The organism is Burkholderia sp. Ax-1719 (assembly GCF_011753055.1).
Classification (GTDB): Bacteria; Pseudomonadota; Gammaproteobacteria; order Burkholderiales; family Burkholderiaceae; genus Paraburkholderia.
This window is the reverse complement of record NZ_VWWJ01000011.1, coordinates 156,307-170,191: the sequence shown is the minus strand read 5'-3', so window position 1 is coordinate 170,191 and position 13,885 is coordinate 156,307. Positions and strand designations below refer to the sequence as shown.

At 65.5% G+C, this 13,885-nt stretch carries 15 protein-coding genes; 10 read left to right on the top strand and 5 right to left on the bottom strand.

Features of this window, described 5'->3' with window-relative positions; translation table 11 throughout:
- The first annotated feature begins 30 nt into the window (after positions 1–30).
- The 7 genes from F3J17_RS20420 to F3J17_RS20390 all read left to right on the top strand — a co-directional run bounded on the left by F3J17_RS20420 (position 31) and on the right by F3J17_RS20390 (position 5,795).
- Positions 31–321, top strand: coding sequence for a hypothetical protein (locus F3J17_RS20420; protein ID WP_167062710.1), 291 nt, complete (start codon positions 31–33; stop codon positions 319–321).
- 376 nt (positions 322–697) lie between these two features.
- Positions 698–997, top strand: a complete 300-nt coding sequence (locus F3J17_RS20415) for a hypothetical protein (protein ID WP_240161072.1) — start codon at positions 698–700, stop codon at positions 995–997.
- 129 nt (positions 998–1,126) lie between these two features.
- Positions 1,127–2,497 carry a DNA (cytosine-5-)-methyltransferase gene (gene dcm, locus F3J17_RS20410; protein ID WP_205194879.1) on the top strand — a complete coding sequence of 457 codons (1,371 nt, stop codon included), beginning with the start codon at positions 1,127–1,129 and terminating at the stop codon, positions 2,495–2,497.
- A 6-nt stretch (positions 2,498–2,503) separates the two neighbouring features.
- Positions 2,504–2,971 carry a very short patch repair endonuclease gene (locus F3J17_RS20405; RefSeq protein WP_167062707.1) on the top strand — a complete coding sequence of 156 codons (468 nt, stop codon included), beginning with the start codon at positions 2,504–2,506 and terminating at the stop codon, positions 2,969–2,971.
- Positions 2,972–3,058: 87 nt separating this feature from the next.
- Positions 3,059–3,562: a YbhB/YbcL family Raf kinase inhibitor-like protein gene (locus F3J17_RS20400; RefSeq protein WP_167062704.1), complete on the top strand. Its 504-nt coding sequence runs from the start codon at positions 3,059–3,061 to the stop codon at positions 3,560–3,562.
- A gap of 119 nt (positions 3,563–3,681) precedes the next feature.
- On the top strand, positions 3,682–5,115 hold the full coding sequence (locus F3J17_RS20395) for an MFS transporter (RefSeq protein ID WP_167062701.1): 1,434 nt from the start codon (positions 3,682–3,684) through the stop codon (positions 5,113–5,115).
- A 131-nt stretch (positions 5,116–5,246) separates the two neighbouring features.
- On the top strand, positions 5,247–5,795 hold the full coding sequence (locus F3J17_RS20390; RefSeq protein WP_167062681.1) for a hypothetical protein: 549 nt from the start codon (positions 5,247–5,249) through the stop codon (positions 5,793–5,795).
- Between the two features lie 66 nt (positions 5,796–5,861).
- Here F3J17_RS20390 and otsA read toward each other — a convergent pair whose 3' ends face one another.
- The 5 genes from otsA to F3J17_RS20365 form a co-directional block, all read right to left on the bottom strand.
- The gene (otsA, locus tag F3J17_RS20385) at positions 5,862–7,337 is read right to left on the bottom strand and encodes an alpha,alpha-trehalose-phosphate synthase (UDP-forming) (protein WP_167062678.1); all 1,476 of its coding nucleotides are present in this window, start codon (positions 7,335–7,337) and stop codon (positions 5,862–5,864) included.
- Positions 7,338–7,585: 248 nt separating this feature from the next.
- Positions 7,586–7,852, bottom strand: a complete 267-nt coding sequence (locus F3J17_RS20380; protein ID WP_167062675.1) for a hypothetical protein — start codon at positions 7,850–7,852, stop codon at positions 7,586–7,588.
- Positions 7,853–8,029: 177 nt separating this feature from the next.
- Positions 8,030–8,389: a hypothetical protein gene (locus tag F3J17_RS20375; RefSeq protein WP_167062673.1), complete on the bottom strand. Its 360-nt coding sequence runs from the start codon at positions 8,387–8,389 to the stop codon at positions 8,030–8,032.
- Positions 8,390–8,634: 245 nt separating this feature from the next.
- Positions 8,635–10,029: a sigma-54 dependent transcriptional regulator gene (locus F3J17_RS20370; RefSeq protein WP_167062670.1), complete on the bottom strand. Its 1,395-nt coding sequence runs from the start codon at positions 10,027–10,029 to the stop codon at positions 8,635–8,637.
- Between the two features lie 384 nt (positions 10,030–10,413).
- Complete coding sequence (locus tag F3J17_RS20365) at positions 10,414–10,731, bottom strand: hypothetical protein (RefSeq protein WP_167062667.1); 318 nt, start codon at positions 10,729–10,731, stop codon at positions 10,414–10,416.
- A gap of 513 nt (positions 10,732–11,244) precedes the next feature.
- Between F3J17_RS20365 and F3J17_RS20360 the strand changes: the two genes are divergently transcribed.
- From F3J17_RS20360 to F3J17_RS20350, 3 genes are all read left to right on the top strand, one after another.
- Positions 11,245–12,423, top strand: a complete 1,179-nt coding sequence (locus F3J17_RS20360; protein ID WP_167062664.1) for a sigma-54 dependent transcriptional regulator — start codon at positions 11,245–11,247, stop codon at positions 12,421–12,423.
- A gap of 247 nt (positions 12,424–12,670) precedes the next feature.
- Positions 12,671–13,309, top strand: a complete 639-nt coding sequence (locus F3J17_RS20355) for a hypothetical protein (protein WP_240161071.1) — start codon at positions 12,671–12,673, stop codon at positions 13,307–13,309.
- Between the two features lie 8 nt (positions 13,310–13,317).
- Positions 13,318–13,854, top strand: a complete 537-nt coding sequence (locus F3J17_RS20350; RefSeq protein ID WP_240161070.1) for a hypothetical protein — start codon at positions 13,318–13,320, stop codon at positions 13,852–13,854.
- Positions 13,855–13,885 lie beyond the last annotated feature (31 nt).

Genomic DNA, 13,885 nt, shown 5'->3' with positions numbered 1-13,885 from the left:
CGCAGCGCGCTCTTTCGAGGCAGATCCACCATGGACATCAACAAGCAAGTCGCCGCTCTCACCCACTCCGAACTGCAGACCGCCGGCGCGAGCCAGGCCACCGCCATCGCCGTGAGCGTGCTGCTGCGCCACTTCAGCTCGCCGGAGCTGATCAAGCTGCTGTCGTCGACGTTCGAAAACCATCAGGCGGTGATGCTGCAATCGCCGTGGCCCGAGCAGATGCTGCAGTCGTTCGAAGCGACGCGCCGTTTCTTCGACGGCGCGGTGCAAGGCCCGGCTCCCGCGACCGACGAACCGGCCGCACCCGCCGCCGACGAATAAGCCTCCGCCGCTCTGGCGAGGTTGCGCCCGCGAGCGCACCAAGGTTTGTCAATTGTTAACCTTCACGCGCTCGCGCATCGCCTACGATGGTTTCCAGCACACCGGTGCCCAGCCGGAGACCCTCGGAGACCCCCGCCATGACCACGCCCTACGCGCCCTACGTTTACGCCCTCATCGCCGCGCTGACCGCCGTGGTCTATTCGTCGCTGACGATGCTGTTGCTGCGCTGAACCGGCAGGATCGTTAATTTGCGCCAGATCACAGCATTGGATCGTCCCTGTTGACAGGACAAATGGCACGGCAATAACGCCTCCCAGGGTAAACGTGGAGCACGATTAGATTAAAGTTAGGGTCGGAGCTGTCGTAATCTCCTTACATGGACACGCTCCGTCCCCTCCCGCCCGGCTACCTGATGTCGAATCTGATCGATCAGGACATTGCCCACATCCGTCGCGTCATGCCGCTCTCCCTCACGGGCGACCTCGGCGGACCGATCCTCTCCGCGAATTACTGGCGCGCGCGCCTGCATCGGCTGCTCGACACTGGCCATATCAATAAAGGCCAGCTTGCCGACATCGACAGCCTGCTGGTGCAGATCGACCTGCACGAGCTGAACGCCGCCTCGATGGCCGCGAGCCTCGCCAGGCAGGCCACTGGCCAGATCGCGAACCACTAGTTTTCCGTCGTTCCTCACTGGATCCGCTTTCCCCGGTTCGCTCGCGCGTGCCGGGGTAGACGCATTTGCGCGCGCTCAAGCTCGATCGCGCCCGTAATTCCTGGCGTACCGGGTCAGGCATCGGTCATAATGTCCGCCAAAATACCCAGAGAGGACTTCGTGCACCCGGCCAATCCGCGAGACCTGCTTGCGCAGGCACGTCAACGATTCACGCAGCAGCAGATCGCCACCCACGTCGGCAAGGACGTCAAGACCGTGCGTCGATGGGAAAAAGGCGAAACGCCGTGCCCCGCCATGCTCGACGCCGCGCTGCGCGAGTTGCTGCGCAGCACCGAGCCCGCTGCCGCCCGCGCAGCGGCGCCTGCCGCGCCCGCGCGCTTTCGCTTCGTCGACCTGTTCGCGGGTATCGGCGGTATCCGAATGGGCTTCGAGGCCCACGGCGGCGCCTGCGTGATGACGAGCGAGTGGAACCCGTTCTCGAAGAAGACCTATCTGGAAAACTACGGCCCGAAGGATGGCGAAGGCCATGCCTACGTGGGCGATATCGTCGAGTTTCCCGCCGCCGAAGTGCCCGATCACGATGTGCTGCTCGCGGGTTTTCCGTGCCAGCCGTTCTCGATCGCGGGCGTGTCGAAAAAGAACGCGATGGGCCGTCCGCACGGTTTCGAGTGCAGCACGCAAGGCACGCTGTTTTTCGACGTCGCGCGCATCATCGCCGAAAAGCGTCCCGCCGCCTTCCTGCTGGAGAACGTCAAGAATCTGCTCTCGCACGATCATGGCCGCACCTTCGACGTGATCCTGCAAGTGCTGCGCGACGAACTGGGCTACGACGTCCACTACCGCGTGATCGACGGGCGTCATTTCACGCCGCAGCATCGCGAGCGCATCATCATCGTCGGCTTTCGGGAGCCGACGCCGTTCACCTGGGACGCGCTCAGCCTGCCCGACGAAGGCCCGCGTCTCGCTTCGGTCCTGCATCGCACCGACGGCAGCGAGCCGCTGCTGCCATGGGACGGCGAGCGCTTCTTCGATCACACCGCGCGCCGCGTGCAGCCGAAGTACACGCTCACGCCGGGCCTGTGGGCCTATCTGCAGCAATATGCCGAAAAGCATCGCGCGGCGGGCAATGGCTTCGGCTACGGACTGGCGTTCCCGCATAGCGTCACGCGCACGCTGTCGGCGCGCTATCACAAGGACGGCAGCGAAATCCTCGTGCATCAGGGCGAAGGGCTGCGTCCGCGCCGCCTCACGCCGCGCGAGTGCGCACGCCTGATGGGCTTTCCCGACACCTTCCGCATTCCCGTGAGCGACACCCAGGCGTACCGCCAGTTCGGCAACAGCGTGGTGATGCCGGTGATGCGCGAAGTGGCGCGCGCGATGGTGCCGCACCTCGACGCGGCGCTGGGCCGCGACACCGCGCCCGCCAAAGCCCGGACGAAAGCGCCTGCACGGCGGCGCACCAGCAAGACGTCGAAAGACGAAACGGCGCTGGCCGCCTGACACCTCATGGTCGACGTCGTCGACAGCGCGACCCGCAGCCGGATGATGTCCGGCATCCGCGGGCGCAACACCAAACCCGAAGTCCTGATCCGCAGCCTGCTGCATCGACGCGGCTTTCGCTTCCGGCTCGACGTGCGCGAGCTGCCCGGACGCCCCGATATCGTGTTGCCGCGTTATCGCGCCGTGGTGCTCGTGCACGGCTGCTTCTGGCACGGCCACAACTGTCCGCTCTTCAAATGGCCGTCCACGCGCCCCGAGTTCTGGCGCGCCAAGATCGACCGCAACCGCACCAACGACGCCCGTGCGCTCGCCGCCCTCACCGCGCAGGGCTGGCGCGTCGCCGTGATCTGGGAATGCGCGCTGCGCGGTGCTTCGCAGGACCCGCAAGCCGTGGTCGAGCGGCTCGCGACGTGGCTGCGCGACGGCAGCCAGAGCTGGTTCGAGGCGCGCGCCGCGCAACAGGATGCGCCCTGACACGGCGCGCAGCGTGCCACTGGGCACGGCGCATCGCGGTGCTACACTCGATTGGATAAGCAGAACTCATGAGAAAGGAGGCAAGCGATGGCTGATTTCCGACTCTGGTCCGACGAATTTCCGAGTAACGGCTTCATGCCGAAGGCGCAGGAATTCGACGATCGCGCTTTTGGCGTCGAAGGCGACAATCTCTCGCCGGCGCTGCAATGGGACGCGCCGCCCGCCGACACGCAAAGCTTCGCCCTCACCGTCTACGATCCGGACGCGCCCACCGGCAGCGGTTTCTGGCACTGGGTGGTCGTGAACATCGCGCCCGACGTGCGCGCGCTCGCCCGCAACGCAGGCAAGGCCGATGGCAGTCTGCTGCCGCCCGGCGCGGTTCAGGTGCGCAACGATTACGGCACGGTGGGTTTCGGCGGCGCCGCGCCGCCGCGCGGAGACAAGCCGCATCGCTACATCTTCCGTCTCCACGCGCTCAAGGCGCCGCAGTTGCCGGTGACGCCCGACACCACCAATGCGGTCGCGCGCTTCATGACGCATCTGAACGAACTGGATTCGACCACGTATGTCGGGCTCTATGAGCTCAAGTAAGCACTCGATAAAAGCCTGAATCTGCCAGCGCGGCGCATCGTGCGCCGCGCGCCACCACCACTCTTTTTGAATCGACCAGAAGACAGCGCGCCAGGCGATGCGCGCCGTCCCGCTCATCAATGCCCACACCTGCGCACTACCCACCATCCGAAACACCGACCGCCGCGCCAACAGGCGATCCGAACGATCCCGAAAGCGGCCTGCCCTTCCCACAACGCTATTACGCGATCCTCGTGGTCGCGCTCGGCATCACGCTCGCGGTGCTCGATAGCGCCATCGCCAACGTCGCGCTGCCGACCATCGCGCACCATCTGCACGCGAGCGCCGCGAACTCGATCTGGATCGTCAACGCCTACCAGCTTTCGGTGACGATTGCGCTTTTGCCGCTTTCCTCGCTGGGCGACCGCATCGGCTACCGGCGCGTCTATCTGTGGGGGCTGGCGCTCTTCACAGTGGCGTCGCTGGGCTGCGCGCTCGCAACCTCGCTGCCTGCGCTCGCCATCGCGCGCATGGTGCAGGGCTTCGGCGGCGCGGGCGTCATGAGCGTGAACACCGCGCTCGTGCGCATGATCTATCCACGCGCGAAGCTCGGGCGCGGCGTCGCCATCAACGCGATGGTGGTCGCCATCGCCTCGGCGATCGGGCCGACGCTCGCTTCGGGCGTGCTGTCGATTGCGTCGTGGCCGTGGCTCTTCGCGATCAATGTGCCGATCGGCATCGCCGCATTTTCGCTCGGCCTGCGCGCGCTGCCGCTGAACGCGCGTCATCCGGCGCCCTACGATTATCTGAGCGCGCTCTTCAATGCGCTGGTGTTCGGACTGCTGATCTTCGCCGTCGACGGCCTCGGCCACGGTGAGAACTACGGCTTGATCGGCCTGGAATTCGCGGGCGCGGTGGTGATCGGCTGGTTCTTTGTGCGCCGCCAGCTCAATCAGCCCGCGCCGCTCTTGCCCGTCGATCTGCTCGCCAATCCGCTCTTTGCGCTTTCGATCAGCACGTCGGTGTGCTCGTTCTGCGCGCAGATGCTCGCGTTCGTCGCGCTGCCGTTCATGCTGCAGGACGTCTACGGTTTCTCGCAGGTGCAAACCGGCCTGCTGATGACGCCCTGGCCGCTCGTTATCATCGTCGCGGCGCCGGTTTCGGGCGCGCTGTCCGATCGCTATCCCGCCGGTATTCTGGGCGGCGTCGGGCTCGCGCTGTTCGCGCTCGGGCTGTTGTCGCTGGCCATGCTGCATGCGCATCCCACCGACGTGGAAATCGCCTGGCGCATGGCGCTGTGCGGCGTGGGCTTCGGCATTTTCCAGTCGCCGAACAACCGGCAGATTCTGTCGTCCGCGCCGCGCGAGCGCAGCGGCGGCGCGAGCGGCATGCTCGGCACCGCGCGGCTCACGGGACAAACGCTCGGCGCGGCGCTGGTCGCGCTGATCTTCGGCGTTGCGCCGCAACACGGACCGACGCTGGCGCTATTCGTTGCGACGGCCTTCGCCGCTGCCGCGGCGGTCGTGAGCATGATGCGGCTGGTGCCCGGACGCGCGGTGCGAGCACCCAACTGATTCTTCCGCGACGATGCGGGCCGCCTCGTTTTTACGGCCCGCACGCACTACCATGAATCTACGGCGCATCGCGCGCCGCCGTCCTGTTCTTCTGGCGAGTCAACCTTCCTGATGCATTAAGGGGGATTCCCATGTCTCTGATCATCGCTGGCCGGTTCACCACCTTCCCCGCCGCCGAATCCGTCGCCGAGAAGCTGTTCTCGCGCGGTTTCGTCGAGGAAGACGTCAACCTCTTTTTCGTCAATCCGCGCGGTCAGCACGCGCGCCATACGCCTCATCCCATTCCGATCGCCGCCGCGCCGCCGCATCGCGTGCGCAATCTGACGGCGGGCGCGGTCGCGGGCGCCGTGGTGGGCGTCGCGTTGTTCGGCGCGCTGCTGGCGACTTCCTTGCCTTCGGTGCTGATCGCCGCGGGCGTGGGCGCGTGGATCGGCGCGCGCATCGGCGGCGGCTGGCGACGCCCTGCCGAACATGAGGCGCGTGTGCATCACGAAATGCGTCAATCGGGCGTGCTGCTCACGGTGCATGTAAGCCCCGACAATCAGGCGCTGGCGGCCGAGGTGCTGCGCGAATCCGGCGCGGACGACGTCGAGCGCGCCACGGGTCAATGGCATGCCGGTCACTGGGCCGATTTCGACCCGACCGAAGCCCCGCATCCGTACGCCGCACCGGCTCACTGAGCGCCGCCGATGCGCAATAAAAACGGCGACCCGAAGGTCGCCGTTGAGTGAGCTGGCAAGCGCGGATTAGCTCGCCTTGCTGGTTGTGCTTGCCGCCTTGCTTACGGTGGCGTCCGGCTGCGCCTTTGCCGCCGGCGCGGCGCTACGCGCTTTTTCGGTGACCGAAGCCGCGGTCGCCACGCTGCGCAGATCGGCGAGGAACGTATCGCGCCACACCGAGAGATTGTTCTCACGCAAGGCCGCCATCATGTCCTCGTAGCGCGACTGACGCTCCGCGTGCGGCATCGACAGGGCGCGTTCCAGCGCCTCGGCGGTCTGGTTCAGATCGTAAGGATTCACAACCAGTGCGCCAGGCATCTGCTCGGCCGCGCCCGCGAACTGCGAAAGCACCAGCACGCCCGGATCTTCCGGATTCTGCGAAGCCACGTATTCCTTGGCCACCAGATTCATGCCGTCGCGCAGCGGCGCAACATAGCCCACCTGCGCCTGGCGGAACAGCGCCATCAGCAGATTGCGCTCGTATTTGCGGTTCAGATACTGAATGGGCGTCCAGTCGAGTTGCGCGAAGCGGCCGTTGATGCGCCCGGCTTCGCCTTCGAGATTGCGGCGGATCGTCTGATACGTCTGCACGTCGGAGCGCGTCGGCGGTGCGATCTGCAGTAGCGAGACGCGGCCATGCCAGCCCGGCCCGTTCTGCAACATGCGCTCGAAGGCCTGGAAGCGCTCGGCGAGACCCTTCGAATAATCGAGTCGGTCCACGCTCATGATGAGCTTGCGGCCGCGCATCGCGTCGCGCAGGCTGCGCACCGGCTTGCGGTCGGTGAACTGCGTCGCGGCCTTGGCAATCGCTTCGGGATAGATGCCGATCGGGTACGCCCCCACCTTGAGGAAGCGATCCCACGCGTGCACCATGCCGTCGTCGCTCGACGTGCCGTGGCCGCCGCGCTCCACATAATCGAGGAACGCCTGACGATCGGCATCGGTCTGGAAGCCCACCACGTCGTAGTGGCACATGAACTTCATCAGTTCTTCGTGGGGCGGCACCGAGCGCATGACTTCGGGCACCGGCAGCGGAATGTGCAGGAAGAAGCCGATGGGATTCTTCACGCCGAGATCGCGCAGGCAACGTGCGAACGGAATCAGGTGATAGTCGTGAACCCAGATGATGTCGTCGGGCTGGATCAGCGGCTTGAGCTGGCGCGCAAGCGTGACGTTCACGCGCAGGTAACCGCCGTATTCCTGGCGCTCATAGCGCGCAAGGTCGTTGCGGTAGTGGAACGTCGGCCAAAGCGTCGTATTCGAGAAGCCCTTGTAGTACTGGTCATAGTCACGCCGGGTCAGACCGACCGTCGCGTATGTGACGCTGCCCTGTTGTTCGATGACCGGCTCGGTGGGTTCGGCAACGGTCTCGCCGCTCCATCCAAACCATACGCCACCGGTTTCCTTGAGCGCATCCAGCACGCCGACCGCGAGGCCGCCAGCGGCGGGACGCCCTTCCTGGGTCGGTGCAACGCGATTCGATACCACGATCAGTCTGCCCATTGCGGCTAAACCTCCTGTTTCGTTAGGTCCGTAGACGGTGCACTGCAAGATCACGCAAGATGCATGCCTCATCCTGGTGAATCGCGTCGTGATCGGGACCTTAATGGCTTTTTGCGCGGATTTTCAGCGCGCTGTCGACGGTGTTCGCGAGCGAGTTGAGCCGACGCGAAAACCGGCTGGAACCGGTTCAATCGCGCTGCAACACCAACGGAGTTCAATGCGCTGAGCGCACCACAACGGTGATGAAATCAGGCGTCCTGCTCGGAACCCAGATCGCGCTGATAGTCGATCCCTTCAGCCCGTGCGCCGCCCTGGTTGTGCTCGCCATCGGCCGGTACGCCGGGCGCGGGGCGATTCTGGCCAGCGGGATCGGGCGTGGCGGATTGCGGAGATTCGCCGGGCGCGGCAGCGTCGTGGCTGGCGAAATCGGCGAAGTTGCCGGACTTCTGATCGGCGTCGCGCGGGCCACGTTTGCCCGAGTGACGTGCGGACCGGCGCAAAGCGGGATGTCTCATGTCGATGTCTCCTGCGTACAGGCCGTCACACGGCGGTGGCGTTTTTATAGTCTAGGAATCGCCGCGTGAAATTGCCGGTAAATATGGCCGCGCGTTTGTAACTCGTACATAAAAGGTTCAAATCGATCACAAACGTCAGGCGACGGGATGTTGCGCCGCCGCGCGCCTGTTCGGGTCCTATTTGTTTGCATCGAATTCGCCCACACCCTGAGCGGCAAGCTTCGCCCCTAAATCGGCATGACAGGTCCAGCCGGCCCAGCGTGCCCATCTCGCCCACGCAGCGCGACCCGCGAGCCGGGCGGTTCTCGCGACATGCGCCCATTCCTCGCGCGCCTGTTGCGTGGACGACGACGCCACGCGCATCGCCGGATAAAGACGCGGATCGATCGAACGCGGCACCTCGCCCGGTTGCGGCGGCGGGTCGCCCACGGGCGGCACGTCGGGCGTGCCGGGCTGATCGGGCGGCGGGTCAGGTTGCGGGGTATGCGCGAGCCAGGGCTTCACGCGGAACGGATCGGATTGTCTGCAGCCAGGCATGGTGCGCTCCTCGAAAGATTCTATGGAGCGGATTGCAAGCCACATACCAGCGTATTGGGTAGCGCACTGAGCAGCGCAATGAGCAGCACACCGAGCGCCGTGCAAGGCCATGCGCCGCCGGGCGCGCGTGGCGCCCGGCGCACAGCAGGACATCGAAGGAGAGACTGCAGAAAGGTGCGATTTACATCGCTTGCAGGCAAACGCCGCGCAATGGGCGTTGCCTGCTCGTCAGATCGACGGAAAAATCAGCTCGCGGCGCGCGCAGGCGCTTCGCTCTTGCCGCCACCGCCGCCGCCCGTCTCGTTGCCATACTCGACGAGGCGGTTATAAAGCGTCTTCAGACTGATGCCGAGAATTTCCGCCGCGCGCGTCTTCACGCCGCCGCATTGCTCCAGCGTCGCCAGAATCAGCTGGCGATCGGCGTCGGCGAGCGACGTGCCGAACGGAATCGTCACCGCCGTCCCCGCCACCGGCTTCGACAGCGAAATCTGCAACGGCACCGCCGCCGTGAGATCGCCCTCGTTGCCCGCCATGATGTGCGCGCGCTGTACGTAGTTTTTCAGCTCGCGCACGTTGCCGGGCCACGGGTAGGTCGCCAACATCTCGCGCACCGCCGCCGGGAACTGCTTCTTCGTGCCGTGACGCTCGTTCAGCTCGTCGAGGAAAGCCTGCGCCAGCAGTTCCACGTCCTTGCCGCGCTCGCGCAGCGGCGGCAGGTTGATCGGGAACACGTTCAGACGGTGATAAAGGTCCAGACGCAGTTTGCCGTCGGCGACGGCCTGTTCCGGGTCGCGGTTGGTCGCCGCAATCAGGCGCACGTCGGTTTCGATTTCCTTGGTCGTGCCCACGCGCATGAACATGCCGGTTTCGAGCACGCGCAGCAGCTTTACCTGCAGCTCGATCGGCATTTCGGTGATTTCGTCGAGGAACAGCGTGCCGCCGTTCGCGCGCTCGAAATAGCCCTTGTGCTGACGATCCGCGCCCGTGAACGAGCCGCGCTCATGGCCGAACATTTCCGATTCGATCAGGTTCGGCGAGATCGCGCCGCAGTTCACGGCGAGGAATTCGTGCTTGCGGCGCAGGCTCAGCTGGTGAATGGTCTGCGCGGCCACTTCCTTGCCGGTTCCCGATTCGCCCACCAGCATCACCGACGCCGGCGTGACCGCCACGCGGCTGATCTGGTCGTACACGTCCTGCATGGCCGGCGAGTTGCCGAGCATCAGCCCGAAGCGGCCCATGCGACGCAGTTCGCCACGCAGATTGCCGATTTCGGCCTTGAGATCGCCCGCGCGCGGCAGGCGGTTCAGGATTGCCTTGACGCGCTGCAGGTTGATCGGCTTCACGAGGTAGTCGATCGCGCCATTCTTGAGCGCGTCCACGGCCGTTTCGACGGTCGCGTGGCCCGTGATGACGACGAGTTCCACGCCGGAGCGCGGATCGAGGTCCTGGAACAGATCGGTGCCGCTGCCATCGGGCAGCTTCAGGTCGGTGAACACGACGTCGGGCATCTGCCGGATCAGCTGGATGCGCGCCTCGCGCAAATCGCCGGCCTGGGCGGTGGTGAGCCCGTCTTCGCCCACCACGGCGGCTAGCGCTTCGCGGGTTTCTGCGTCGTCATCGACAATCAATACATGTGGCATCGCGTCTCGTCAGCCCTGAAAGGTGAGTGGTTCCCATGCGCGATACATACCACGCCGCAAGCAAGACGGACAGGCCGGACAATCTCAGCCCGCGCCGCGCGCCTTGGCGGTGCATGCGATGCGCTGCAGTGGAGTGCGAAACGGTCGGGCGCGCTCAAGACAGCTAACGCGCGGTTTTAACGGCACTGTAGCGACAAAGCGCAACAATACCGCGAGCAACGTGCAACCCGAACCTCGATTGTTGTAGATATAACTATTATAGACAGTTTCGAGATAGCCCGGCGCGCGTTTCCCAACGCTCGGGCGCAATGAGCCCAAGCGGTGTGCGCGCCCTGCGGCTCGCCATGAAGCCCGCTCTCGCGGGCCTCACGTCCATCCGTGCGATCAATGCCGCGTTGCGGAATCCGCGTCGCTGGTCGGAAACGGCCATGCGGCGCCGCTATCGTCCTGCGACGCGCCACGCTCGTTCATCGATACGGGGCCGGCCGCCGCGGCGGACTTCGCCACTGCGCCGTTCGCCGCATGACTGGCGGATTCGGACAGCGAGCCGCCCTCGTCCTCCCAGCGGCTCAAATCGCCATGCAGATGCTGACGCTGCATACGGTGACGCTGCGACCAGCGCAAGGCCAGCATGCCCGCCGTCGCGCCCAGCGCGCCCACGGCAAACAGGGTTCCGAACAGTCCAGGCTTGTTCTTCGACATTTCGACTCTCCCAGTATCTCTGCCAGACACGCAACGAGCAGATTGGCTCGTACCGCGCGTGCGGCTATCCGGTTCGACGCATCGCATCTAGCGTAGACGCGTACGCGCTATCGAAGTTGCGCAGCACGAGGCGTGCCAGCCAGGCCGAAAACCGGCAAAAATAACCGGATCGTTGCAAAAAAAGCCGGCTGTCAGTCGCCGGCCAGTCGTTGTCTTGCCGCCAGACAACGGCTCGCAGCGGCCATCGGACCTCCAGAACCGGGCACGTCCATTGCCCTGCGAGGCGTCGCAGTGGTTAAATGTTTACGAGATGGAAATCCTGCGGCCGCCGACGCGACTTCGTTCGCGCGAATTCTGGCTGGCCGCCGCCCGTCCGAAGCGACCAAGCCATACGAAGCATCGTGCGTGCAGCCAGGTTGGCGACTGTGCGCAAGCAGCGAGCCGCACGAATGCATCCCGGCCTCGGCCTTACCGGCTTCGGGCCATTTACCAACTTTGCAGGACGAATACCCTATGGCGTCAATCGAGCCGGGCTCGCCCGCCGCCGAACGAGATGAACCGCGCACCACGCGTGATGAACGCGAAGCGCGCCGCAACGAGAAAGGCAACGAACAAGGTCGTAAAGCAGGCCGTGAGTCTGGACGTGAATCTGGACGTGACGCGCCCGAGGCTCAACCGCGCGTTCCGGGTCTGCAATCCTATGGTCTGCTGTACGGTTCGTCGGCGATCATGCAGGACCTCTACGCGCAGATCGAGCGCGTCTCGGTCACCGACGCCACCGCGCTGATCGTCGGCGAATCGGGCACCGGCAAGGAACTGGTCGCGCGCACGATCCACGACCGCAGCGATCGCCGCGATGGTCCGTTCATCGCCGTGAACTGCGGCGCGATCCCCGACGAGCTGATCGAGGCCGAGCTGTTCGGCCACGAGAAAGGCAGCTTCACCGGCGCGGTGCAGGCGCGCGACGGCCACTTCGAGCATGCGCGCGGCGGCACGCTGTTCCTCGACGAAGTCACCGAGATGTCGCTGCTGCATCAGGTCAAGCTCCTGCGCGCGCTGGAAACCGGCGACTATCGTCCGGTCGGCAGCAACGAGACGATCCACGGCGATGTGCGCATCATCGCGGCGACCAACCGCGACCCCGTCGTGGCCGTGAAGGACAACGCGCTGCGCGAGGATCTGATGTATCGCCTCGCCGTGTTTCCGCTGCGCGCCCCGCCGCTGCGCGAGCGCGAGCGCGACCGCGAACTGCTCGCCCAGCTCTTTCTCACCGAGCTCAACGAGCAAAGCGGCACGCAGAAAGTCTTCAGCAAGCGCGCGCTGGAAACGGTGCGCAACTGGTCGTGGCCCGGCAATGTGCGCGAGCTGAAAAATGCCGTGTACCGCGCCTTCATCCTCGCCGAAAAGCAGGTCGAGATCGCCCATCCGCAACTCGTGCCGAAGGTGAAAAAGCCCGTCACGCAGGGCGATGCGATGAGCGTGTGGATCGGCACGCCGCTCGCCGACGCGCAGAAGCAGATCATCCTCGGCACGCTCAAATATTGCGGCGGCGACAAGCGTCTCGCGGCGCGCACGCTAGGCGTGAGCCTGAAGACGCTCTACAACCGCCTCGGCAGCTACGGCGCGGAAGATGGCGAAGCCCCGCTCACCGACGATGGCGAAAATGACGACGAGGCGCGCGACGCCGGTTAGTTGAAAACCCTGAAAAGTGCAGGATAAACCCGCGCTGAAACGCACAAAAAGGTCGTGCCCGCAACCATGCAACGTCAAGCGGCGCACGACCTTTTTCAATTTCTTGCATTTTCCCTATCCCTTTTGCAATTGTCATCCTGCACAATCCGCAGCACGAAATAGCACCCTGTTCTCATTCAAAGGTGCATCAATACGTGCTGGAACGTTGCGCTGGGCGACGTCCGGCCGCCAGCAGCAGGGAATGAACATGCAAGAACAACGTGCCTGGGCGTGCAACGCGCCATCGACGGCACCGCGTAACGCGCCGGGCCTGGGCCTGGGTGTTGCACGGCCTCGAAACCTCACCACGGCGCTCACCGGCTGGCGACGCAGCGCGTCGCTCACGCTGCTCGTGGCCGCTGCGAGCCTCGCCTGCTCCGCGTGCAGTTCGCTCTACTCCGAAGGCGCGATCACGGGCGCGGGTATCGGCGGCGCGGCGATCGCCTCGAAGGTCACCAGCAACGCCGCGGTCGCCACCGGCATCGGTCTGGGCGCGGTTGCCGCCGCGAAGGCCGGCGTGCAGTACTCCGAGCGCGTCGTGCACCGCAACACCCAGGACAGCATCGCCAAAGCCGCCGGTCCGCTCGATGTAGGCGGCGTCGCGCCGTGGTCCATCGTCCATTCGTTCCCGATCGAAGAAGACGCGCATGGCCGCGTGACCGTGAGCCGCGCGATCAGCACGGGCGCGCTCGACTGCAAGGAGATCGTGTTCTCCGTCGATCAGGACGCCACCAAGGACAAGGCCGCGTCGAGCGCCTTCTACGTGGCCTCGGTGTGCCGCGACGGCGAGAACTGGAAGTGGGCCTCCGCCGAACCCGCCACCGACCGTTGGGGCGCGCTGCAATGAGCGGCGCAATGCGCGTAACCCGTATCGCCCTGTCAGCGCTGCCCGGCACGCGACTGCTCGCGCTCGCGGCCTTGTGCGCAGGCGTGGCGCTGGGCGCGAGCGGCTGTTCGTCGATCGGCGCAGCGAGCGGCGCGGCAGCCGCGGCGGCCACCGGCATCGCCACGGCGAATCCGGCCATCGGCGTGGGCGTGGGCATCGCCGTGCAGGCAGCGACCGACGAAGCCGTCGCCCGCTTCATGAAGAACATGCACGCCGACCAGCAGGAGCTGATCGCCGAAACCGCCGGACGCCTGCCCGTGGGCGGCAGCGACACCTGGCGCATCAAGCACACGCTGCCGGTCGAGAACGGTCACGGTGAAGTGCGCGTGACGCGTGCGTTCGCATCGGCGCTGGCGCTGTGCAAGGACTTCGCGTTCTCGGTGCAGGACGGCGACAAGCCGGATTCGCCCGAGCAGTGGTACACCGCCAGCGCCTGCCAGGACAACAGCGGCTGGAAATGGGCCACTGCCGAACCCGCCGTGGAGCGCTGGGGCACGCTGCAATAAGCCCTGCATTGCAGATGAAAAAAACGGTCGC